The organism is Pantoea phyllosphaerae (assembly GCF_051025595.1).
Taxonomy (GTDB): domain Bacteria; phylum Pseudomonadota; class Gammaproteobacteria; order Enterobacterales; family Enterobacteriaceae; genus Pantoea.
The window spans coordinates 22,922-46,335 of record NZ_JBPFDE010000005.1; the positions used below are offsets into that span (position 1 = coordinate 22,922).

The window sequence follows — 23,414 nt, forward strand, 5'->3', positions numbered from 1 at the left end:
CATGAAGGTTATCTCTACATGCGCGCTGGCAAGACCGCTCAGTCTGCTGACGCTGGCGCTCTGGCTGGCGGGCTGCGCCGTGGGTCCCGATTACGAGGCGCCGAAGCCGCAGCTTCCCGGCGCATATCACCTGATGGATGCGCAGCAGGCGTCGAAAACGGCGTCCGGCGCCGTTAACACGCGCTGGTGGCAAACCTTTAACGATCCGCAGCTCAATAGCCTTATCGACCGCGCCATTGAGGGCAACCTGACGCTACAGCAGGCGGTGCTGCGCATCGCGGGCGCGCGGCAGGAGCTGGCACAGGCGCGCGGCGGCCTCTTTCCCAGCCTGAACGGCAGCGCGAAGGTCACGCGCCAGCAGCTGGGGCTGGAAGGCCTGCTGAAAGCGAACGGTGCCACTGACCAGCTGGACAGCGACACCGCCAGCCAGCTCAGCAGCCTGGAGCAGCCGGTGACGCTCTATCAGGGCAGCTTCGACGCCAGCTGGGAGTTGGATCTCTGGGGCAAAGTTCGCCGCCAGGTTGAGCTGGCCGATGCACAAACTCAGGCAGCTATTGAGCAGCGCAACGACGCGCTGGTCTCGCTGGAGGCTGAAGTGGCGCGCGCCTATTTGCAGCTGCGCGGCGCGCAGGCGACGGTCGCCACGCTGGAGCAGCAGATTGCGGTGGCGCAGCAGAGCTGGGAGCTCACGCAGAGCCAGCAGCGCAACGGTCTGGCACCGCTGACCGATGTGGAAAATGCGCGCGCGCAGCTCAGTTCGCTGCAGGCGCAGCTGCCGCAGTATCAGTCGCAGGCGCGCCAGGCGATGAACGGGCTGGCGGTGCTGCTGGGCAAAACCCCCGGCGCGCTGGATAATGAACTCTTTGCGCCGAAAGCGATGCCTGTTTTGCCGCAGATTGTACCGGTCGGCATTCCCGCCACGCTGGCGCGCCGCCGTCCCGATATTCGTCAGGCGGAGGCGACGCTGCACGCGCAGACGGCGAACATCGGCGTGTCGGTGGCGCAGCTCTTTCCCAGCCTGTCGCTTACCGGCCAGCTTGGGGTGCGTAATACCGACGTCAGCTATCTCGACAACTGGAGCAGCCACTTCTATTCCGTCGGTCCCTCGCTGTCGATTCCCATTTTTCAGGGCGGTCGGCTGGTCTCCAGCGTGAAGCTGGCGCGCGCGCAGCAGGCGAGTGCTGCGCTCGACTATCGTCAGACGGTGCTCACTGCGCTGCAGGATGTGGAAAACGCGCTGGTGAGCTATCGCGCCGATCAGGCGCGGGTTACGGCGCTGGATGAAACCACCGGGTCGCTGCAGCGCGCCTTCGATCTGGCCAGCGACAGCTATCGTCAGGGCATCTCGACCTTTATCGATGTGCTGGACGCGCAGCGTCAGCTGGCGCAGGCGCAGGAGCAGGCGACCCAGGCGCGCATGCAGAGCGCGCTCGATTTGGTGGCGCTCTATAAAGCGCTGGGCGGCGGCTGGGAAACTTACCAGAACGTCACGCTACCGCAGTTCGACGTTTTCGGCCCGGCCGCCAGCGCCAGCTAACGTTTTCTCTCTGCTTACGGCTGCGGCACCTGCCGCAGCTTCTCCCAACAGGCACGCCAGCCGTGCCGCTATAAATGAAATAAAAATTCTCTTTTATCACTTCGATGGGTTTTATGTGCGGCGCCATTAAGGGGGGCAGGTAAAGGGTTATAGCGAATAAATGTGATCGAGCATGCAAAAATAAGCGGAGCCTATGATTCACCGCTCAAAACTAATATTTCATATTTTATCTTTGCGATAAAAATAATCTATTTTCACTGGACATCTGCACACCATCGGGAGAAGACATGTCCAGAGAATCTTACCTTACGCTGAATAAGGCCTCAGGGCCGAACAGCAATGCCCGCACCGAACCTTTTGTTAAAGTCATCGCCGTGGTCGCTACGCTTGGCGGTCTGCTGTTTGGCTACGACACCGGCGTGATCTCGGGTGCGCTGCTGTTTATGGGCCCGGAACTCCATCTGACGCCGTTCACCACAGGTCTGGTGACCAGCAGCCTGCTGTTTGGCGCCGCTTTTGGCGCGCTGCTCTCCGGCCATTTCGCGGCAGCGGCCGGACGGAAAAAAATTATTCTGATTTTGGCCGTGATCTTCGCCACCGGCGCCCTGGGCACCTCGATGGCGCCAGATGTGGGCTGGATGATTTTCTTCCGTCTGGTGCTGGGCGTCGCCGTGGGTGGCGCTGCGGCGACCGTACCGGTCTATATCGCTGAAATCGCGCCAGCGAACCGACGCGGCCAGCTGGTGACGCTTCAGGAGCTGATGATCGTCTCCGGCCAGATGCTGGCCTATATCTCCAACGCCGGTTTCAACGCCGCCTGGGGGGGTGAAACCACCTGGCGCTGGATGCTGGCAGTGGCGACGCTGCCGGCGGTACTGCTTTTCTTTGGCATGATGTTTATGCCAGACACGCCGCGCTGGTACGCGATGAAAGGGCGCCTGGCCGATGCACGCCGCGTGCTGGAGCGGACGCGCGCGCGCCAGGACGTCGAATGGGAATTGACGGAAATAGAAGAGACGCTGTCGGAAGAGCAGCAGCAGCGCCCGCGACTGAGCGAGCTGCGCAAACCCTGGCTGTTTAAGCTCTTTTTGATCGGTATGGGCATTGCGGTTATTCAGCAGCTAACGGGCGTTAACACCATTATGTATTACGCGCCGACCATGCTAAAAGCGGTCGGCATGGATGACAGCGCAGCGCTGTTCGCCACCATCGCCAACGGCGTTATCTCAGTATTAATGACCTTTGTCGGCATCTGGCTGCTGGGAAAAATGGGACGGCGAACGCTGACCATGATTGGTCAGTTCGGCTGCACCGCCTGTCTGGTTTTTATCGGTGCGGTGACGTTGTTTATGCCGGAAACCGTTAATGGTCAGCCTGACATGTGGCGCAGCTATATGGTGCTGTTCGGCATGCTGCTGTTTTTAAGTTTTCAGCAGGGCGCGTTATCGCCAGTCACCTGGCTGCTGCTCTCGGAAATATTCCCAACGCGTCTGCGCGGTATTTTTATGGGGGGGGCGGTATTTGCTATGTGGATCGCCAATTTCCTTATTTCGCTGATGTTTCCGGTGCTGCTGGCAAGCGTGGGGCTGGCAGGCGCCTTCTTTATCTTTGCGCTGGTGGGGATTGCGGGGGCGATATTTGTCATCAAGTGCGTACCGGAAACGCGTAACCGTAGTCTGGAGCAGATTGAACACTATCTGCATGAAACCCTCTCGAATGACGATGAGTTTGTGCGCGAACCCCTGAGACAGCCAGCAAATAAAACTTCATAATAAAAGGTTATCAATTTGAGTCTGAGCCGGCGCCCGCGCCGGCTTTTTTTTATCCATTCGTGCCGTAGATTAACCTTTTGACACGCGCTTCTGCCTAAACTCCATGCTGTGATCTGTTCAGATACTATTTGTAAAAAGTCATCTAAAAAGCACTTTATATCACCTGTCACCCGCAGGCGGCAGGCTATTAAACCCTTCAACCTTCAATGAAAACGATTTCAGCCTCCCGCTTTTATCCAGGCCTGGGCTGTTAATTCATCGTTAATAACACCGTGAGAATTTACTTAAGTTTCAGCTACGGAATTTGCCTGCGCGCTTCAGAATTTTCTGGAGTCGAAAATTAATTTATTTTTTTATTTGAATTGGGTAATCTTGGCGCTACAGTTTTATTAAACCCCTTAGTCAAGGACAGTATAATGAGTGACGCATTTAAAGTTCTGAACAACATTCGCACATTACGTGCTCAGGCGCGTGAACTGCCATTGAGCGATCTGGAAGAAATTCTGGAGAAATTAACCGTCGTCGTCACAGAACGTCGTGAAGAAGTGGAAGCTGAAGAAGCGCAAAACCGCGAAAAAGAAGAAAAGCTCTCTAAATATCGCGAAATGCTGCTGGCTGACGGTATTGACCCGAACGAATTACTGGGCGCGCTGGAAACCGGTAAAAAACGCGCCAAGCGTGCGCCGCGCCCCGCCAAGTATTCTTATACTGACGAGAACGGCGAAGTTAAATCCTGGACCGGCCAGGGGCGTACCCCAGCGGCAATTAAAAAGGCGCTCGATTCGGGCAAAAGCCTTGACGATTTCCTGATCGGCTAAATTTACCCAATCCTTGCAAGTGGGAGCCGGTGGCCTGAACAGCCACCGGCTTTTTATTTTTCCCCCACTGCCAGCGGCTTGCCTCAGGCCGCACGCCTGGCGCTGGCATGCGTAAGGCGATGTCTGGCATAATGGCCGCCGTTTTTCCCCTCACTCAGCCATAAAGGTCAATGCCGTGTTAGTAAGCAGCAATATCACCATGCAGTTTGGCAGCAAGCCACTGTTCGAAAATATCTCCGTAAAATTTGGCGGCGGTAATCGTTACGGTTTAATCGGTGCAAACGGCAGCGGTAAATCCACCTTTATGAAAATCCTCGGCGGCGATCTGGCGCCCACCGGCGGTAATGTCTCATACGATCCTAACGAGCGCATCGGTAAGTTAAGACAGGATCAGTTCGCGTTTGAAGAATATAGCGTGCTGGACACCGTCATCATGGGTCACCATGAATTGTGGGAAGTAAAGCAGGAGCGCGACCGCATATATGCTTTGCCGGAGATGAGCGAAGAGGAAGGCTATAAAGTCGCGGACCTTGAAGCGCTTTACGGCGAAATGGATGGCTACAGCGCCGAATCGCGCGCTGGCGAGTTATTACTCGGCGTTGGCATACCGGTTGAACAGCATTATGGCCCGATGAGCGAAATTGCGCCGGGCTGGAAATTACGTGTGCTGCTGGCGCAGGCGTTATTTTCAAATCCTGATATTTTGTTACTGGATGAACCAACCAACAACCTGGATATTGATACTATCCGCTGGCTGGAGCAGGTGCTGAACGAGCGTGAAAGCACCATGATCATCATCTCGCACGACCGTCACTTCCTGAATATGGTTTGTACACATATGGCGGATCTCGATTACGGCGAATTACGCGTTTATCCAGGTAACTATGACGAGTACATGACGGCGGCTACCCAGTCGCGCGAACGTTTATTAGCAGACAATGCGAAGAAAAAAGCGCAGATTGCCGAGCTGCAGTCTTTTGTTAGCCGCTTTAGCGCCAACGCCTCTAAATCGCGTCAGGCGACATCGCGCGCGAAACAAATTGATAAAATCAAGCTGGATGAAGTTAAAGCGTCCAGCCGCCAAAACCCGTTTATTCGTTTTGAACAAGATAAGAAACTGTTCCGTAATGCGCTGGAAGTTGAAGCGCTGACTAAAGGTTTTGATAACGGTCCGCTGTTTAAAAATCTCAACCTGCTGCTTGAAGTCGGTGAGAAGCTGGCGGTTATCGGCGCCAACGGTATTGGTAAATCCACGCTGCTGAAAACGCTGGTCGGCGAACTTGAGCCAGACAGCGGCAGCGTTAAATGGTCGGAAAATGCGCGTATTGGTTATTACGCCCAGGATCACGCCGCCGACTTCGCCGATGACCTTAGCGTCTTCGACTGGATGAGCCAGTGGAAGCAGGAAGGGGATGACGAGCAGGCGGTACGCAGCATTCTGGGACGTCTGCTGTTCAGCCACGACGACATCAAAAAACCGGCGAAGGTACTGTCGGGCGGGGAAAAGGGACGCATGCTGTTCGGCAAGCTGATGATGCAGAAACCCAATATCCTGATTATGGACGAACCGACCAACCACCTGGATATGGAGTCGATCGAGTCGCTGAATATGGCGCTGGAGATGTATGAAGGCACCCTGATTTTCGTTTCGCACGACCGTGAATTCGTCAGCTCGCTGGCGACGCGCGTGCTGGAGATCAAAGAGGACCGCGTGGTGGACTTTACCGGCACCTACGAAGACTATCTGCGCAGTCAGGGTATTTACTGATTCAACAGACTATGTGGGGTAGCGAGAGTTACCCCATGGCGGTTAGCTCGGGCGCGAACGCAGGTGGCATGGCCCGATCGCAAAGTCGCTTAAGCATCCATGCCGCTCGGCCCGCGCCATCCCTGGCGCGGGACGCTTTGCTTTTCGGTCCATGCCACCTGCTTTGAAGCTTATTAGCTGGCTGTCGGCAAACCACAGACTTCGCAGTGCGCATCTTGCGCTACCTTCACGCTGCGAAACTCCGCGCTCATCGCATCATACATCAGCAGCCGCGAGGCGGCGGGCGTGCCGAAGGCCGTCAGCACTTTAATCGCCTCCATCGCCTGCATGGCGCCAACTACCCCGACCAGCGGTGCCATCACGCCCGCTTCGACGCAGCTGAGCGTCTGCTCGCCGAACAGGCGGCTAATGCAGCGATAGCAGGGCGTGCCCGGCTGCCAGGTAAAGACGCTAATCTGACCTTCCATACGAATCGCCGCGCCGGAAACCAGCGGCACGCCACGCGACCGACACAGGCGGTTGAGCTGTTCGCGGATCTGCACGTTGTCGGTACAGTCGAGCACCACCTGATGCCTGGCGATCAGCGCCTCAAGCGCCTCATCTTCCAGCACGCCGTTAACGGTATCGATATGCACATGCGGATTGATGGCGGCGAGACTCTGCGCTGCCGAGTCGACCTTGGCGCGGCCAATATCCGCGTCGTGATGCAGGATCTGACGCTGCAGGTTCGACAGCGCGACGGTATCGAAGTCGAGCAGGGTCAGCGCGCCGACGCCCGCGGCGGCCAGATAGGGCGACGCCGCGCAGCCCAACCCGCCAAGACCGACAATCAGCGCGCGGCTCGCCTTGAGCTTCTCCTGCCCGTCGAAGTCGAAGCCGCGCAGCACAATCTGGCGGTTATAGCGCAGCATCTCTTCATCGCTGAGTTCAGGCAGCATTACCCCTCCAGCAGCGTATTGAATGGCTCAACCTCGACCCATTCGCCCGGCTCGACCGCGCCGCGATCGCGTTCCAGCACGATAAAGCAGTTGGCGGCGGCGAAAGAGCTAAAGACGTGCGAGCCCTGGTGGCCGGTAGTGTGCACCTCCAGCTCGCCATCCTCGCCGCGACGCATGATGCCGCGCTGGAAATCGAGGCGGCCAGGCGATTTTTTCAGGCGGGAGGCGGCACGCGCGCGCAGGCGCGGCGGCAGCGGCGACTCGCTCTGGCCGGTCAGGGCGGCGAGCAGCGGCTGCACCAGCTGATAGAAGGTGACGGCGGCCGACACCGGATTGCCCGGCAGCCCGCAGAACCAGCTGCTGGCGAGGCGGCCGAAGGCGAAAGGCTTACCTGGCTTGATAGCCAGCTTCCAGAAGGTGATAACGCCGAGCTCGTCCAGCATGGTTTTGGTGAAATCCGCTTCGCCGACTGATACGCCGCCGGTGCTGATCACTACGTCGGCCTGCCGATCCGCTTCTGCGAACGCGCGGCGCAGCGCCTGCGGATCATCTTTAATGATGCCCAAATCGATCACTTCGCAGCCGAGCTTGCGCAGCATCAGCGAGACGGCAAAACGGTTCGTGTCGTAGATCTGACCGGGCGCCAGCGGCTGGCCGACAGGCTGCAGCTCGTCGCCGGTGGAGAAAACCGCCACGCGCAGCTTGCGCAGCACGCTGACTTCGGCAAGGCCGAGCGAGGCGAGCAGCGGCAGCTCCGCTGCGCCGAGCCGTACGCCTGCCGCCAGCACCGGCTGGTCGCGACGGATATCTTCGCCGATCCGGCGGATATTTTGTCCCGCCCGCACCGGCGCGTTAATCACAATGCCATCGTCAACCTCGTGCGTCTCTTCCTGCATCACCACCGCTTCGCACCCCGGCGGCACCGGCGCGCCGGTCATAATGCGTACCGCGCTGCCCGCTGGCCAGTCGCCGTCAAAAGGGGCGCCGGCAAAGGCTTTGCCGGCAATCTTCAGCGGTTGGTCCGATTGAATATCGGCCAGTCGCACGGCGTAGCCGTCCATCGCCGAGTTATCAAAGGGCGGCACGTCAATCGGCGAGGTGACCGGCAAGGCGGTAATGCGGCCAGCCGCATCCGCCAGCGGCACGCTGACGCGATCGCGCAGAGGCTGAAGCTGCGCCAGCATTTTTGCCTGCGCCTCCTCCAGAGAAATTAATCCTGCGGTAAAGCTTTCCATCGTATGAGCAACCTGAGTAAAGAACGTTGCGGACTATTATGGTGCTAATTGCCAGCAGAGTCACATTTCCGCCGCGGCATAAGCCACAATAAAAGGTTATGGCTGACGCGCCAGTTTCTCCTTTACAAGCTCAGAGAGGCTTTCTATAGTCAAAAATCATTTAAATTGGCTGAAAACCATTTTAAATCAGTGTTTTCACTCCGGTAAAAGGACAGGGCAAGCGTTATGGTTAAAGCAGTCATCGCCATTCACGGTGGGGCAGGCGCCATTACGCGCTCGGCAATGAGCGCAGAAAAAGAGCAGGCGTATCGTCAGGCGCTGAGCGATATCCTCAGTGCGGGACAGCAGATGCTGGCGCAGGGCGCCAGCGCGCTGGACGCCGTGACCGAGGCGGTGCGGCTGCTGGAGGAGTGCCCACTGTTCAACGCCGGCAAGGGCGCGGTCTTCACGCATCAGGGCACGCACGAGCTGGACGCCTGCGTGATGGACGGCCGCACGCTGGCGGCAGGCGCGGTGGCAGGGGTGTCGCGCCTGCGCAACCCGGTGCTGGCGGCGCGCAAGGTGCTGGACGTGAGCCCGCACGTGCTCTTTATCGGCGCAGGCGCGGAGCAATTTGCGCGGGATAACGGACTGGAGGAGGTCGATCCCGACTTCTTTTCGACGCCGGAACGCTGGGAGCAGCTGCAGCGCGCGCTGGCCAGCGATGAAATGGTGCTGGATCACGATGGCGCGGCGAAAGCTGACGATCCGCTCGATCCCGACCGTAAATTCGGCACCGTGGGCGCGGTGGCGATCGATGCGGAGGGCAACCTCGCCGCCGCCACCTCGACCGGCGGCATGACCAACAAACAGGCGGGCCGCGTCGGCGACTCGCCGCTGCCGGGAGCAGGCTGCTACGCCAGCAACGACACGGTGGCGGTCTCCTGCACCGGGACGGGCGAAGTCTTTATTCGCACCCTGGCGGCCTACGATATCGCCGCGCAGATGCGCTACGGCGGTCATTCGCTGCAGCAGGCGTGCGTTAACGTTATCCACGACGCCGTTCCCGAGCTGGGCGGCAGCGGCGGCCTGATCGCTATCGATCGTTTCGGCAACGTGGCGCTGCCGTTCAACAGCGAAGGCATGTACCGCGGCGTGGCGCGCGTGGGCGAAGAGATTGAGGTCGGCATCTATCGCGAAGGCTAAGGAGCAGGCATGACGCAGCAAATGGCGCCGGATCAGGTTCTGGCGGTACGCAATCTCAACGTACGCTTCAGCCATGAAGGGCGCGTGACGCACGCGGTGCGCGACCTCTCGCTCGAGGTGCAGCGCGGCGAAACCCTGGCAATCGTCGGCGAGTCCGGCTCCGGTAAATCGGTCACCTCGCTGGCGCTGATGCGGCTGATCGAGCAGGCGGGCGGCGAGGTCAGCGGCGATATTTTGCTGCGCCGCCGCAGCGGCGAACTGCTGGACGTGATGCGCGCAGCGCCAGGCGTAATGCGTCGCGTGCGCGGCGCCGACATGGCGATGATTTTTCAGGAGCCGATGACCTCGCTCAACCCGGTTTTTACCGTTGGTGAGCAGATTGCCGAGTCGATTCGGCTGCATCAGGGCAAAGGCCATCAGCAGGCGCTGGCGGAAGCGCGGCGCATGCTCGATCTGGTGCGCATTCCCGAGGCGCAGAGCGTGCTGGCGCGCTATCCGCATCAGCTCTCTGGCGGCATGCGCCAGCGCGTGGTGATCGCCATGGCGCTCTCCTGCCGTCCCGCGCTGCTGATCGCCGATGAGCCGACCACGGCGCTCGACGTCACCATTCAGGCGCAAATCCTGCAGCTGATCCGCGTGCTGCAAAAAGAGATGCAGATGGGGGTGATTTTTATCACCCACGATATGGGCGTGGTGGCCGAAATGGCGGACCGCGTACAGGTGATGTATCGCGGTGATGTGGTGGAGAGCGCGCCGGTGCAGCAGCTCTTTGACGCGCCGCAGCAGCCCTATACTCAGGCGCTGCTGGCGGCGGTGCCGAAGCTTGGCGCAATGAGCGGTCAGCCGCTGCCCGCACGTTTTCCTCTGCTGCGCGCTGGCGGTCAGGCGGAGCCGGAGACGCCGCAGGACACCGCGCGTCGCGATCTCGACCCGATTTTGCAGGTGCGCGATCTGGTGACGCGCTTCGATATTCGCGGCGGCCTGCTTAACCGCGTCAGGCGTCGCGTGCATGCGGTAGAGAAGGTGAGTTTCGATCTCTACGCCGGTGAGACGCTGGCGCTGGTGGGTGAATCGGGCTGCGGCAAATCGACCACCGGGCGGTCGCTGCTGCGGCTGGTGGCGAGCCAGGGCGGCACCATTACCTTCAACGGCCAGCGCATCGACAGGCTCGCCGGCGCGGCGCTGGCGCATCTGCGGCGCGATATCCAGTTTATCTTTCAGGATCCCTACGCCTCGCTCGATCCGCGCCTGACGGTGGGCTTCTCTATTATGGAGCCGCTGCTGGTGCATAAGGTGATGCCGCGTCGCGAGGCGGAGCAGCGCGTCGCCTGGCTGCTGGAAAAAGTGGGGCTGCTGCCGGAGCACGCGCAGCGCTATCCTCATGAGTTTTCCGGCGGCCAGCGCCAGCGCATCTGCATCGCGCGCGCGCTGGCGCTCAATCCCAAAGTGGTTATCGCCGATGAGTCGGTGTCGGCGCTCGACGTGTCGATTCAGGCGCAGATCGTCAATCTGATGCTCGATCTGCAGCGCGAATTCGGTATCGCCTTCCTGTTTATTTCGCACGATATGGCCGTTGTCGAGCGCATCAGCCATCGCGTGGCGGTTATGTATCTGGGACAGATCGTTGAAATGGGGCCGCGCCAGGCGGTGTTCGAGCAGCCGAGGCACCCCTACACCCGCAAGCTGATGGCTGCCGTGCCGGTGGCGGATCCGGCGCACCGTCGACGCGAACGCGCATTGATGGTGGATGAAATACCCAGCGCCGTGCGCGCGCTGGGCGACGAGCCTGAAGTCGCGCCGCTGATGGAGGTGGCACCGGGCCATTTCGTCGCGCGTCACGCTATCAGCAGCACCTGACATCACAATCACACTAAGCAGGGATACAGGAGAACACGATGCACAACGCAATGCGTAAAGGGTTACTGGCTGCGGGCGTCATGAGCGCCATGGCGGCGCTGCCCGCCTGGGCGGCAAAAGACGCGGTTATCGCCGTCGGCTCCAACTTCACCACGCTCGATCCTTACGACGCCAACGACACGCTGTCGCAGGCGGTGGCGAAATCCTTCTATCAGGGGCTGTTCGGCTTTGATAAAGAGATGAAGCTGACTAACGTGCTGGCGGAAAGCTATCAGGCAAGCCCGGACGGCCTGACCTACACCATTAAGCTGCGTCCGGGAATCAAGTTCCAGGACGGCACTGACTTTAACGCCGAAGCGGTCAAGGTCAACCTGGAGCGCGCCAGCAATCCGGATAACCACCTCAAGCGCTATAACCTGTTTAAATATATCGCCACCACCGAGGCCGTCGATCCCACCACGGTCAAGATCACCCTGAAGCAGCCGTTTTCGGCCTTTATCAACAACCTGGCGCACCCGGCCGCCGCGATGATTTCGCCCACCGCGCTGAAAAAATATGGCAAAGAGATCGGCTTTCACCCCGTCGGCACCGGCCCATATGAGCTGGTGACCTGGAACCAGACCGACTATGTGAAGGTGAAAAAGTGGGACGGCTACTGGAAGAAGGGCTATCCGAAACTCGACAGCATCACCTGGCGTCCGGTGGTGGATAACAACACCCGCGCGGCGATGCTGCAGACCGGCGAAGCGAACTTCGCGTTCCCGATCCCCTTCGAGCAGGCCAAACTGCTGGAGAAGAACGCGAAGCTGAAGGTGGTGACCTCGCCGTCGATCATGCAGCGCTATATCAGCCTGAACGTTACCCAGAAGCCGTTCGACAACCCGAAGGTGCGTGAGGCGCTTGAGTACGCCATCAACCGCGAGGCGCTGACCAAAGTCGCCTTCGCCGGTTATGCAACGCCGGCGACCGGCATCGTCCCGCCGTCAATCGACTTTGCGCAGCGCTACCCGGCGATTCAATATAACCCGGCCAAAGCGCGCGAGCTGCTGAAGGAAGCGGGCTACCCCAACGGCTTTGAAACCACGCTCTGGTCGTCGCATAACCACAGCACTGCGCAAAAAGTGCTGCAGTTTACCCAGCAGCAGCTGGCGCAGGTGGGCGTGAAGGTGAAAGTCACGGCGATGGACGCTGGCCAGCGCGCCGCCGAGGTGGAGAGTAAAGGCCAGAAAGAGAGCGGCGTCCGAATGTTCTACACCGGCTGGTCCGCCTCTACCGGCGAAGCCGACTGGGCGCTGACGCCGCTGTTCGCCACCACCTCCTGGCCGCCCGCCATCTTTAACACCGCCTTCTACAGCAATCCGCAGGTGGATAAAGACCTGGCCGATGCGCTGAAGACCACCGATCGCGATCGCAAAGCCAGCCTCTATAAAGACGCGCAGGATAAAATCTGGAACGACCATCCGTGGATCCCGCTGGTGGTGGAGCAGCTGGTTTCCGCCAACACCGCGTCGCTGACCGGGTTCTACGTGATGCCCGATACCTCATTCAGCTTTGACGAGGCCGACCTGAAGTAACCCGACCGGCCAGCCCGCGCGGGCTGGCCGCCGCTGCGCAGGATTTCGCATGCTTAACTATTTTATTAAACGTCTGCTCGGGCTCATCCCGACGCTGCTGATTGTCGCGGTGCTGGTGTTCCTGTTTGTGCACCTGCTGCCGGGCGATCCGGCGCGCCTGATCGCCGGTCAGGACGCCGACGCCACGGTGGTGGCGCTGGTGCGCCAGGAGCTGGGGCTGGATCAGCCGCTGCCGCAGCAGTTCTGGCACTTTATGCTGAATGCGCTGCAGGGCGACTTCGGTCATTCGCTGGTGTCGAAGCGGCCGGTCGCCGAGGAAATCGCCACCCGCTTTATGCCGACGCTGTGGCTGACGCTGGCCAGCATGATCTGGGCGGTGATTTTCGGCATGACGATCGGCATCGTCTCCGCCGTGTGGCGCAACCGCTGGCCCGATCGCCTCGGCATGACGCTGGCGGTTTCGGGCATCTCTTTTCCCGCCTTTGCGCTCGGCATGCTGCTGATGCAGGTTTTTTCGGTGGAGCTGGGCTGGCTGCCGACCGTCGGCGCTGACAGCTGGCGGCACTATATTCTGCCGTCGATTACGCTGGGCGCCGCCGTGGCGGCAGTGATGGCGCGCTTTACCCGCGCCTCGTTCGTTGAGGTGATGCAGGAAGACTATATGCGCACCGCGCGCGCCAAAGGGGTGCGCGAGTCGCTGGTGGTGGTTAAACATGGCCTGCGCAACGCCATGATCCCGGTGGTCACTATGATGGGCCTGCAGTTCGGCTTTCTGCTTGGCGGCTCCATCGTGGTGGAGGTGGTCTTCAACTGGCCTGGCCTCGGTCGCCTGCTGGTGGATTCGGTGGAGATGCGCGACTACCCGGTGATCCAGGCCGAAGTGCTGCTCTTTTCGCTGGAGTTCATCCTGATCAACCTGATTGTCGACCTGCTCTATGCGGCAATCAATCCCGCTATTCGCTACAGGTAAGGAGTCGCAATGAAAAACTGGCGACGCGAAGCGGTGCTGAAAAGCCTGCCGCTGACGACGGAAAATCGGGTTCGAACGCCCTGGAGCGAGTTCTGGCGACGCTTTCGCCGCCAGCCGGTGGCGATGACCGCCGGGCTGTTCGTGCTGCTGCTGATCGTGCTGGCGTTTATCGCGCCGCTGATTGCGCCGTTCGACGCTGAGAACTATTTCGACTATGACCGGCTCAACGAGGGGCCTTCGCTGATGCACTGGTTCGGCGTCGATGCGCTGGGGCGCGATATCTTCAGCCGCGTGCTGGTTGGCACCCGTATTTCGCTGATTGCTGGCTTCTTTTCGGTGGCGATCGGCGCGGCCATCGGCACCTTCTTCGGCCTGCTGGCGGGCTACTACGAGGGCGCCTGGGATCGCATTACTATGCGCATTTGCGACGTGCTGTTCGCCTTTCCCGGCATTCTGCTGGCGATTGCGGTGGTGGCGATTATGGGCAGCGGCATGAGCAACGTGATTATTGCGGTGGCGATTTTCAGCATCCCGGCGTTCGCCCGCCTGGTGCGCGGCAATACGCTGGTGCTGAAGCATCAGACCTATATTGAGTCGGCGCGCAGCATCGGCGCCTCGGACGCCACCATTCTGCTGCGCCATATTCTGCCCGGCACGGTGTCGTCTATCGTGGTCTACTTCACTATGCGCATCGGCACCTCGATTATTACCGCTGCCAGCCTGTCGTTTCTTGGCCTGGGCGCGCAGCCGCCGACGCCGGAGTGGGGCGCGATGCTCAACGAGGCGCGCGCCGATATGGTACTGGCGCCGCACGTGGCAATTTTTCCCAGTCTCGCGATTTTTCTCACGGTTTTAGCATTTAATTTGCTTGGCGACGGGCTACGTGACGCGCTCGATCCTAAACTCAAGACATGAAAAAATTCGATTACGAGCAGGACTTTAAAACTATCGACTTCCGCAAACACCCTGAACGTTATCAGGTCGGGCGCGGCGAGCAGGGCGTGCTGATGGTGGAGCCTTATAAAAGCGAGATCTTGCCGCACTGGCGCTTCCGCACCGTGCCGATCGCCGAAGCGTCAGCGGCGAAGATCATGGCGCTGTTTGAAGCCTACCGCGCGCAGGATGATTTTGTCGGTATGGATATGGCGCGCAAGTTCATTCAGATGGGCTATACCCGCGCGCGCCGCTACAGCAATCATAAGGGCGGACGTAAGTATGACGCCGACGGCAACGAGCTGCCGCGCGGCGTCGACGAAGAGAAGGCCGCTGCGGCGGCCGTTTTCAAGGCCTACTGGGATCGCCTGCGCGAAGATGAAGACTATCTGACGCGCAAGCAGGCGCATCAGAAGCTGTACGGCTAAAGCAACCTGCACGTCGCTCCCCATCTTACCGGACGCTGGCCTGTTCGCCGCGCTGACGCCTGCGCGGGTTTCGCCATGTCACGCTGACATTGCCGCGCTTTTTGTAGGGAGATTATGGCGTCTTTTCAGTGAGATAAGCGACGATTCTGTCTGGTAAAGGGCGGCGATTTCTCCCCTGTATTACGTAAATAAGTGCAAACGTGGCGGCCTGCGGGTCAGAGGCTAACCCACGGGAATTTCAGCGAAAATTTCTGGCCGCTAAAGGCGTACTTTTTGTCAATAATCAGAACAGGGTTGAGTTTAGCGCGGCCTGGTGCTTAAATCCTGAATTCAAATTTGCTGTGAATTCAACAATAAGCAGTTAACAAGGCAGCTGCGGACACCTGTCGCCGCAGTCGACTAAGTGGATAATGTGAGAGCGCAATGATGAAAGAGATCGTTAACGGATTTCTGAGTTTTCAACAGAATGTGTTTCCTGAAAGGAAGGATCTTTTCAAAAGCCTGGCGTCGAACCAAAATCCGAAAGCGCTGTTTATCTCCTGTTCCGACAGCCGTTTAGTACCGGAGCTGGTGACCCAGCAGGAGCCGGGCCAGCTCTTCGTGATCCGCAACGCGGGTAATATCGTGCCGCCGTTCGGGCCGGAGCCGGGCGGCGTATCCGCCACCATTGAATATGCCGTCATGGTGCTGGGCGTTAGCGAAATTATTATTTGCGGTCACTCCAACTGCGGCGCGATGAACGCTATCGCCTCCTGTCAGTGCATGGATAATATGCCGGCAGTCGATCACTGGCTGCACTACGCGGATGCGGCGAAAACCGTGGTAGAAGAGCGTCAGTATGAGACGCCAGAAGCGAAGCTGAACGAGATGGTCAAAGAGAACGTCATCGCCCAGTTGAACAATATCAAGACACATCCGTCCGTGGCACTGGCGCTGCGTAAAGGCAAAGTACGCCTGCACGGCTGGGTCTACGATATCGAGTCAGGCAAAATTATCGCCCTGACCGAAGGGGGCAAGGGCTTTATCTCCCTCTCCGATAACCCGGAAACCTGCTTCGAGTAAGCTTCCCGCCCGCTGCACGCGCAGCGGGCGTTTCCTTTCTGTTCCTCCCTGGCGGGTTCCCGACGGGCTGCCTGTGCGATTCACCTTCGACTTCCTTTATCTGCGCTGAGCGGTATCCGCAGCGACTACGCGCCTCGCTGAAAGCGACCTCTCTTCTTTAATCTTTTGTAAAGCCTGAACATTATTTGGTCGTGCTGGCTACGCTTAAGCTCATCCCCTGACGACTGGAGCACACTATGGCCCGACTGACTGCCGCGCTGCTACTCGGCGGCGCGCTGTTTACTCTCCCCGCGCTGGCGGAGGAAGTGCAGGTTCAGGTTTTGCAGGACAAGCTGAATCATCCCTGGTCGGTGGCGTTTCTGCCCGATAATCAGACGCTGCTGCTGACTGAACGCAGCGGAGAGCTGCGTAGCTGGCGGCCCGACAGCGGCCTGTCGCCGCCGATCGAGGGGGTGCCGAAAGCGGCGGTGCGCCGACAGGCGGGGCTGCTTGACGTGGTGCTGGCGCCGGACTTTGCGCAGAGCCGCCGCGTGTGGCTCAGCTATACCCAAGCCAGCAGCGGCGGTGAACTGGGCGCGGTGGTGGGTTATGGCCAGCTCAGCGCAGACAACCGGCGGCTGACCGGCTTCAGGCCGGTGATCCGTCAGACGCCAGCGCTTTCGGCGGGCAATAACCTCGGCACGCGCCTGGCCTTCGATCGTGACGGCTATCTCTACATCGTTTTTGGCGATAACTTTCACAGCAGCAGCGCGCAGGATCTCGATAAGCTGACCGGCAAAATGCTGCGGCTAAACCAGGACGGCAGCGTGCCGAAAGATAATCCTTTCGTCGGCCGCAGCGGCGCGCGTCCCGAGATCTGGGCCTACGGCCTGCGCAATCCGCAGGGGCTGGCGCTGAATCCCTGGACGCAGCAGATATGGGAAAGCGAGCACGGCCCGCGCGGTGGGGATGAGGTGAATATTCCGCAGAAAGGCAAAAATTACGGCTGGCCGCTGGCCACCTGGGGAATTGATTACAACGGCAGCAAGGTGCCGGAATCGAAAGGATCGTACGCTGAGGGCACTGAGCAGCCACTATTCTACTGGAAACAGTCGCCTGCGGTGAGCGGCATGGCTTTTTATAACAGCGCGCGCTTTCCGCAGTGGAAGAATTCGCTGTTTATCGGCGCGCTTAAGGATAAGAGCCTGATACGGCTCAGCGTCAACGGCGAAAAGGTCGTCGAGACGCAGCGTCTGCTTAAGGATCGCGACGAGCGTATCCGCGACGTGCGTCAGGGGCCGGACGGCTATCTCTACGTGCTTACCGACAGCGACAACGGCAAGCTGCTGAAGGTGGGGCTGGTCGAGACAGCCGGCGCGTCACGCGGCTAGTCAGCGCGCCCAGCGGCAGACTTGCCAGCCGCGGTTCAGCGCCTCCTGATGCAGCAGCGCATCCGGGTTAATCACGAGCGCATGATCGGCCTGCGCCAGCAGCGGCAGGTCGTTCATCGAGTCGCTATAGGCCCAGGTGTGGGCGAAGTTCTGCTCCTGCTGCAGGGCGCGCCAGTCGGTCAGCCGCGTAACTTTTCCCTCTTTATAGGTCATGGTGCCGTAGGTTTGTCCGCTGTAGCGGTCATCCACGACCTCGACGCCAATCGCCAGCGCGCCGTGCGCGCCCAGCCGTTCGGCAATCGGCGTCACCAGATGTTCGCCGCTGGCGGAGCAGATCACCACTTTGTCACCGCGCTGCTGGTGCCAGCTGATGCGGTCGCGCGCTTCAGGATAGACGCGCGGCAGAATGTCGCGCTGTATCCAGCGGCGTACCCAGCCCGCGACGGTCGGCGCCGCCAGACCGGCCAGCGGCGAGAGCGTTAGCGCCATATAATCTTCCATCGCCAGCGTGCCCGCGTAGTAGTGCGCCATCAGCGCCTGCTCTTCAGCCAGCAGCGCTTCACGGGCAAAGCCCTGCGAAACCAGCCAGCGCAGCCAGAGGCCGGTGCTGTCTTCGCAGATAACGGTTTCGTCGAGATCGAATACGGCTAAGTCCATGGTGGGTCTCCTCTATAGACTCCCATCAGCCTGGCAGAATTTTGTGACACTCTTAACCCTTCTGCGAAAAATCGGAATTTCACCGGCTTTTCCAGACGCTCGCCGGGCGCGACACTGGTCAGCGCGCCCGGCCGATGCCAGGGTTACTCTACTAAACTCTATAAAACTTTACGGTTGAGCGGTTTTTTTCATGCTCTGCAGAGAGTAGCGTTTTACTCTGTCGATTTTTGCCTTAAAACCGCGATTTAACATGGAATTTCCTCGCACATGACCACTATTCGTTCCTCATGCCGCCTGCGGCACGCCGCCGCCTCGCTACTGCTGTTTATCGCCCCTGCTGCTTTTGCCGTGGATGCCCCTGCGCCCCCTCAGGTCGAAGCCAAAGCCTGGATATTAATGGATTACGCCAGCGGCAAGGTGCTGGCGGAAGGCAATGCGGACGACCGGCTCGATCCCGCCAGCCTGACCAAGATGATGACCAGCTATGTGGTCGGCCAGGCGCTGAAGTCGGGCAAAATCAAGCGCGACGATATGGTGACCATCGGGCAGGATGCCTGGGCCACCGGCAATCCCAAACTGAAAGGCTCGTCGCTGATGTTCCTCAAGCCCGGCGACCGCATTCCGGTGTCGGAGCTGAATAAAGGCATCGTCATTCAGTCCGGCAACGACGCCTGCATCGCGCTGGCGGACTATGTCGCCGGCAGCCAGGACGCCTTTATCGGGCTGATGAACAACTACGTTAAGGCGTTTGGGCTGAAGAATACTCACTTTATGACGGTGCACGGGCTGGATGCGGAAGGGCAGTACAGTACGGCGCGCGATATGGCGCTGATTGGCCAGGCGCTGATCCGCGACGTGCCGGAAGAGTATGCGCTGAATAAAGAGAAAGAGTTCACCTTCAACCGTATTCGCCAGATGAACCGTAACCGGCTGCTCTGGAGCACCAACCTGCAGGTCGACGGTATCAAAACCGGCCATACCTCGGGCGCCGGTAATAACCTGGTGGCCTCCGCCACCGAGAACGGTATGCGGCTGATCTCCGTGGTGCTCGGCACCGCCACCGACGCCGCGCGCTTCCGCGAGAGCGAGAAGCTGCTGACCTGGGGATTCCGCTTTTATGAAACCGTGACGCCGATTAAGGCGGATAAACCCTTCGCCCAGCAGCGCGTCTGGTTCGGCGATCGTAAAGAGGTCAACCTCGGCGTCGAGAAGGATGCCGCGCTGACGCTGCCGAAAGGGCAAATGAAGAACCTGAAGGCGAGCTATACCCTTACCACGCCGCAGCTTGAGGCGCCCTTAAAGAAAAATCAGGTGGTGGGTACCATCGACTTCCAGCTTGACGGCAAAACCATTGAGCAGCGGCCGCTGGTGGTGATGGAGGAGGTGCCGGAGGGCAATTTCTTCAGCCGCATCGTCGATTTCGTGCTGATGCAGTTCCACTCACTATTCGGCAAATGGTTTAGTTAAGTAATGCCGGCCGTTAGTCTTTTCAGGCAAACGGCTGCCGAGTGTAGGGAGCGGGTAGCAGGGCTCGAAGAGCAAAGCGGCCCGCGGCAGGGATGCCGCGGGCCGAGCGCGCAGGGATGCCTTGAGCGACTTTGCGATCGGGCCCTGCTACTCGCGACAGCACTATGCCATCCGCTTTCAGACCAAGGGATTGCCTGTCAGCGCCATCAGCTTAGAGGCCAGCGCGCTGCCAGCTTGCTTAATCCTGGATCCAGCCCTTGCGTATCGGCAGGGCGAACAGCGCGCGGTAGGCGGCGTTAAAGATCGCCAGCATGCGCACGCCATATCCCTGCCAGGCGAGGTGCGACGCCAGACAGCCGAGCAGCCCAACCAGAAATCCGCCCAGCATATCCATCGGCCAGTGCACGCCGAGATAGACGCGCGACCAGGCGATGGCGGTGCCAGGCGCCATCAGGATCACACCTGACCAGAGGCGATGCCAGAAGATAAACGCCAGCGCAAAGGTGAAAATAGTGGTGCCGTGGTCGCTCGGGTAGGAGTCGTCAGGCGCATGATGCAGAAACTGATAGCCAAGCCCGATAGCAAAGGGCCGCGGATGGGGGAAAAGCTGGCCAACGCACCAGGAGATAGCAAGGGCGTAGATCAGCGCCATACCGGTTTTGAGCACCAGCACGCGCTGCGATTTCACCTGGTCACGCGGCCCCCAGAGCCAGAGCGCGACAATCAGCAGCGGCACGATGGCGATCAAATCTTTGGCGATAAAGGTCGCCAGCGCCAGCAGCCAGCCGGGCGAATCGGGCGTGGCGTTAATAGCTAAAAACAGAGAGTGGTTCAACGCTTCCATAGGGTAAGAAATCCTCGTCGTAGGTCTGCGCCCGTTCGCCGTTGCGCACAAAATGTCAATGAAGCGACCTATTCTGGCGATGCGGTGCGTCGGGAGATATAGCGCCGGTTCCTAAATGACGCGCAGGTTTCAGAACGGTTTAAGTTCAGTGACGAGGTGCGCGCCCCTTGTCCGCTCTGCCTTTGGCGGTCGGGCAAACCGCAGGCATAAAAAAACCCGTCAGCAAAAAGCTGGCGGGCTCCACAATTTGGGGATTTCAAAGAAAAGCAGTGGCACTTATTCAGACTCACCCTGAATAAAAAAGTTCTGGACGGAGCCGAAAAAATTTTATAAGGGCAAAATCGGCCAGATAATCACAATCAGCGTGCCCGCCAGCGTCAGCAGCACGTTGGCGATGGCGTAGGTGCCCGCATAGCCCAGCGCCGGAATATTGCTGCGCGCCGTGTCGCAGATAATTTCCATCGCCGGCGCGCAGGTGCGCGCGCCCATAATCGCGCCGAACAGCAGCGCGCGGTTCATGCGCAGCACGTAGGCGCCGAACAGATAGCAGATTACGACCGGCAGCAGGCTCACCAGCAGACCGCACAGCAGCATCAACGCGCCTTCGCTGCCGAGGCCCTGGTTGATGCCGCTGCCAGCGCTCAGCCCGACGCCCGCCATAAACACCATCAGCCCGAACTCTTTCACCATGGTCAGGGCGCCCTGCGGGATATAGCCGAAGGTGGGATGGTTGGCGCGCAAAAAGCCGAGCATAATGCCAGCAAACAGCAGTCCGGCGGCGTTGCCGATGCCGAAGCTGAAGTTGCTGAACTGAAAGGTGATCAGCCCGATCATCAGCCCGACGATAAAGAAGGCGCAGAACGCCAGCAGATCGGTCATCTGGCTGTGAATCGCAATAAAGCCGATGCGATCCGCCACGCTTTTGACGCGTTTTGCTTCGCCGCTGACCTGCAGGATATCGCCTTTGTGCAGCATAATGCTGTCGTCGATTGGCATTTCGATCTGACTGCGGATGACGCGGTTCAGGAAGCAGCCGTGATCCGTGAGGTTGAGTTTGCTGAGACGCTTATTCACCGCATTGTGGTTCTTCACCACAATTTCCTCAGTCACGATGCGCATATCGAGCAGATCGCGGTCAAATACCTCTTTACCGTTGCGGAAGCTGGCGTCGAGCCGCGCGTGAGCGTCTGGATAACCTACCAGCGAAATGTCGTCGCCGAGCTGAAGCACCGCGTCGCCGTCCGGACTGGCGAGAATGCCGTTGCGGCGAATACGTTCGATATAGCAGCCGGTCTGGCGATAGATACCCAGCTCGCGCAGATTCTTGCCGCCGCTCCACGCCACCAGCTCTGGGCCAACGCGGTAGGCGCGGATCACCGGCAGAAAGACTTTACGCTGGCTGTCGGCATCCAGGCCGCGCTCGCGCGCGATTTGCTGAGCGCAGGTGGGCAGATCCTGATGCTGCAGGCGTGGCAGATAGCGGGCACCGAAAATCAGGCTCACCAGCCCTATCAGATAGGTGAGGGCGTAGCCAAGAGAGAGGTGATCCTGCATCAGTGCCAGCTGGCTGGCGTCGCTGATGCTCTGCCGCAGCGTATCGCCCGCGCCGACCAGCACCGGCGTCGAGGTCATTGAACCCGCCAGCATCCCGGCTGTCATGCCGATATCCCAGCCGAAAAGTTTGCCAAAGCCGAGCGCCAGCAGCAGAGCGCTGAGCACCATCACGATGGCCAGCAGAAAATAGTTTTTACCGTCGCGGAAGAAAATAGAAAAAAAGTTGGGGCCCGCTTCCACACCGACACAAAAAATAAACAGCATAAAGCCGAGACTCAATGCGGCGGTATTTATCGCAAAGTGTTGCTGGCCGAGTAATAAAGAAACAACTAATACGCCAATGGAATTTCCCAGCTGCACTGAACCCAGGCGCAATTTACCCAGGCAAAGACCCAGTGCCAAAACGACAAATAATAACAGAATGTCATTTCCGCTTAACAAATTTGCGACGTTTATGTTCACTGTTTAACTTCTTGTTTACTTGTAACCTGTTGATGGAAGGCCTGTTTTTCGCTATCTTGTGCAAGCCGCGCAGTGAGCCTGCTGGTTGATTTAAACCGCTCACTCTTAAACGGCAGCTATTCTAATCATAAAAATCACCCTCAGCCATTAGCTTTAATTTTCATATCGCTAACGGCCTGTTTCATTTAATTTCCACCAGAGATCGCGGCAGGTTGTTGTCATTGTGATGATTTTCAATAAGTGGGGTGATATGCCACAGCGTTCCCTACGCTGGACCAGTGCGATGCTTGGCGTTGCGCTCTACGGTCTGGTGTTTATTTATGCGCATCGTTACTGGCTAGTGGGCAATGCGCCGCTGGGCGGGCAGCCTGAACTGTTGCTTTTTTTATTACCGGGCGCGGTTATGGCGCTGCTGCATGCAGAGAGCCCGCTAAAAAGCACGCTGTTGATGGCATTTTGGGGCACGCTGCTTGGCATTGTGCTGCTGAACAGCACGTTGCTGGCACACACCACCTGGCTCACTCTGCTGGTCTGGAGCCTGAGCGCTCTCTTCTGGGCGGGCAGCGGCGCGCTGCTGGTGCGCCTGGCGCGCATCGTCTGGCGCTGACGCCAGAAACGAAAAACGGGCCGCGATGGCCCGTTGCGCTGGCGAAAAAGCTTACGCGCTCAGGTTTTCTTTGGTCCAGGCGGCGAAATCGGTGTAGCCGCCGATATGCTGCTCGTCGATGAAAATCTGTGGAACGGTGCTGACCGGTTTGCCCGCGCTTTTCTCCAGATCCGCTTTGGTAATGCCTTCCGCCTGGATATCCACATACTGGTAGCTAAAGTCGTCGCGCTCGGCGCTGAGCTTGTCGGCCAGCTCTTTCGCACGTACGCAATAGGGGCAGCCAGGACGACCAAAAATGACAGTAACCATGAAAAGCTCCTTAATTCAGGCTATTTAATGTGACCCATGTCACACAAGCTCAAGGTAGATGGTCAAC

The 23,414-nt window shown here is 59.2% G+C and carries 20 protein-coding genes; 14 read left to right on the forward strand and 6 right to left on the reverse strand.

The window, feature by feature from the left end:
* Position 1: 1 nt before the first annotated feature.
* The 4 genes from ACR6A7_RS08595 (at position 2) to ACR6A7_RS08610 (ending at position 5,895) form a co-directional block, all read left to right on the forward strand.
* On the forward strand, positions 2-1,537 hold the full coding sequence (locus ACR6A7_RS08595) for an efflux transporter outer membrane subunit (RefSeq protein WP_434124459.1): 1,536 nt from the start codon (positions 2-4) through the stop codon (positions 1,535-1,537).
* A 287-nt stretch (positions 1,538-1,824) separates the two neighbouring features.
* Positions 1,825-3,309 (forward strand): sugar porter family MFS transporter, encoded by a 1,485-nt coding sequence (locus ACR6A7_RS08600; RefSeq protein ID WP_434124461.1) that lies wholly within the window; start codon positions 1,825-1,827, stop codon positions 3,307-3,309.
* Between the two features lie 416 nt (positions 3,310-3,725).
* Entirely contained in the window at positions 3,726-4,127 is a 402-nt protein-coding gene (locus ACR6A7_RS08605; protein WP_033751426.1) for an H-NS family histone-like protein, read from the forward strand.
* Positions 4,128-4,302: 175 nt separating this feature from the next.
* On the forward strand, positions 4,303-5,895 hold the full coding sequence (locus ACR6A7_RS08610; protein WP_434124464.1) for an ABC-F family ATPase: 1,593 nt from the start codon (positions 4,303-4,305) through the stop codon (positions 5,893-5,895).
* 173 nt (positions 5,896-6,068) lie between these two features.
* Here ACR6A7_RS08610 and moeB read toward each other — a convergent pair whose 3' ends face one another.
* Together moeB and moeA are read right to left on the reverse strand one after the other, a co-directional pair.
* The gene (gene moeB, locus ACR6A7_RS08615; RefSeq protein WP_434124465.1) at positions 6,069-6,833 is read right to left on the reverse strand and encodes a molybdopterin-synthase adenylyltransferase MoeB; all 765 of its coding nucleotides are present in this window, start codon (positions 6,831-6,833) and stop codon (positions 6,069-6,071) included.
* The gene (gene moeA, locus ACR6A7_RS08620; protein WP_434124467.1) at positions 6,833-8,068 is read right to left on the reverse strand and encodes a molybdopterin molybdotransferase MoeA; all 1,236 of its coding nucleotides are present in this window, start codon (positions 8,066-8,068) and stop codon (positions 6,833-6,835) included. Before moeA ends, moeB begins: the two co-directional genes overlap by 1 nt.
* A gap of 225 nt (positions 8,069-8,293) precedes the next feature.
* Between moeA and ACR6A7_RS08625 the strand changes: the two genes are divergently transcribed.
* The 8 genes from ACR6A7_RS08625 (at position 8,294) to ACR6A7_RS08660 (ending at position 17,447) form a co-directional block, all read left to right on the forward strand.
* Positions 8,294-9,253, forward strand: coding sequence for an isoaspartyl peptidase/L-asparaginase family protein (locus ACR6A7_RS08625; protein WP_434124469.1), 960 nt, complete (start codon positions 8,294-8,296; stop codon positions 9,251-9,253).
* Between the two features lie 9 nt (positions 9,254-9,262).
* A complete protein-coding gene (gene gsiA / locus ACR6A7_RS08630) occupies positions 9,263-11,110 on the forward strand; it encodes a glutathione ABC transporter ATP-binding protein GsiA (protein WP_434124470.1) in 1,848 nt (615 codons plus the stop codon).
* Between the two features lie 38 nt (positions 11,111-11,148).
* Positions 11,149-12,684: a glutathione ABC transporter substrate-binding protein GsiB gene (gene gsiB / locus ACR6A7_RS08635; protein WP_434124472.1), complete on the forward strand. Its 1,536-nt coding sequence runs from the start codon at positions 11,149-11,151 to the stop codon at positions 12,682-12,684.
* Positions 12,685-12,733: 49 nt separating this feature from the next.
* Entirely contained in the window at positions 12,734-13,654 is a 921-nt protein-coding gene (gene gsiC / locus ACR6A7_RS08640) for a glutathione ABC transporter permease GsiC (RefSeq protein WP_434124474.1), read from the forward strand.
* 9 nt (positions 13,655-13,663) lie between these two features.
* The gene (gene gsiD / locus ACR6A7_RS08645; RefSeq protein WP_434124475.1) at positions 13,664-14,569 is read left to right on the forward strand and encodes a glutathione ABC transporter permease GsiD; all 906 of its coding nucleotides are present in this window, start codon (positions 13,664-13,666) and stop codon (positions 14,567-14,569) included.
* A complete protein-coding gene (locus tag ACR6A7_RS08650; protein WP_434124476.1) occupies positions 14,566-15,015 on the forward strand; it encodes a DUF4385 domain-containing protein in 450 nt (149 codons plus the stop codon). The genes gsiD and ACR6A7_RS08650 overlap by 4 nt, the downstream gene beginning before the upstream one ends.
* A 426-nt stretch (positions 15,016-15,441) precedes the next feature.
* A complete protein-coding gene (locus tag ACR6A7_RS08655) occupies positions 15,442-16,077 on the forward strand; it encodes a carbonic anhydrase (protein ID WP_434124679.1) in 636 nt (211 codons plus the stop codon).
* 236 nt (positions 16,078-16,313) lie between these two features.
* Positions 16,314-17,447 (forward strand): PQQ-dependent sugar dehydrogenase, encoded by a 1,134-nt coding sequence (locus ACR6A7_RS08660; RefSeq protein WP_434124478.1) that lies wholly within the window; start codon positions 16,314-16,316, stop codon positions 17,445-17,447.
* Here the strand turns inward: ACR6A7_RS08660 and ACR6A7_RS08665 are convergent, their stop codons facing one another.
* Positions 17,448-18,104 carry an HAD family hydrolase gene (locus ACR6A7_RS08665; RefSeq protein ID WP_434124479.1) on the reverse strand — a complete coding sequence of 219 codons (657 nt, stop codon included), beginning with the start codon at positions 18,102-18,104 and terminating at the stop codon, positions 17,448-17,450.
* A 267-nt stretch (positions 18,105-18,371) separates the two neighbouring features.
* Here ACR6A7_RS08665 and ACR6A7_RS08670 point away from each other — a divergent pair, with 267 nt between their 5' ends.
* A complete protein-coding gene (locus ACR6A7_RS08670) occupies positions 18,372-19,571 on the forward strand; it encodes a serine hydrolase (protein ID WP_434124480.1) in 1,200 nt (399 codons plus the stop codon).
* 238 nt (positions 19,572-19,809) lie between these two features.
* Here ACR6A7_RS08670 and ybjG read toward each other — a convergent pair whose 3' ends face one another.
* Positions 19,810-20,415 (reverse strand): undecaprenyl-diphosphate phosphatase, encoded by a 606-nt coding sequence (gene ybjG / locus ACR6A7_RS08675; protein WP_434124481.1) that lies wholly within the window; start codon positions 20,413-20,415, stop codon positions 19,810-19,812.
* A 327-nt stretch (positions 20,416-20,742) separates the two neighbouring features.
* A complete protein-coding gene (locus ACR6A7_RS08680) occupies positions 20,743-22,431 on the reverse strand; it encodes an aspartate:alanine antiporter (protein ID WP_434124482.1) in 1,689 nt (562 codons plus the stop codon).
* A 250-nt stretch (positions 22,432-22,681) separates the two neighbouring features.
* Between ACR6A7_RS08680 and ybjM the strand changes: the two genes are divergently transcribed.
* A complete protein-coding gene (gene ybjM, locus ACR6A7_RS08685) occupies positions 22,682-23,038 on the forward strand; it encodes an inner membrane protein YbjM (protein WP_434124483.1) in 357 nt (118 codons plus the stop codon).
* Between the two features lie 51 nt (positions 23,039-23,089).
* Here the strand turns inward: ybjM and ACR6A7_RS08690 are convergent, their stop codons facing one another.
* Positions 23,090-23,347 carry a GrxA family glutaredoxin gene (locus ACR6A7_RS08690; RefSeq protein ID WP_434124484.1) on the reverse strand — a complete coding sequence of 86 codons (258 nt, stop codon included), beginning with the start codon at positions 23,345-23,347 and terminating at the stop codon, positions 23,090-23,092.
* Between the last annotated feature and the right edge of the window lie 67 nt (positions 23,348-23,414).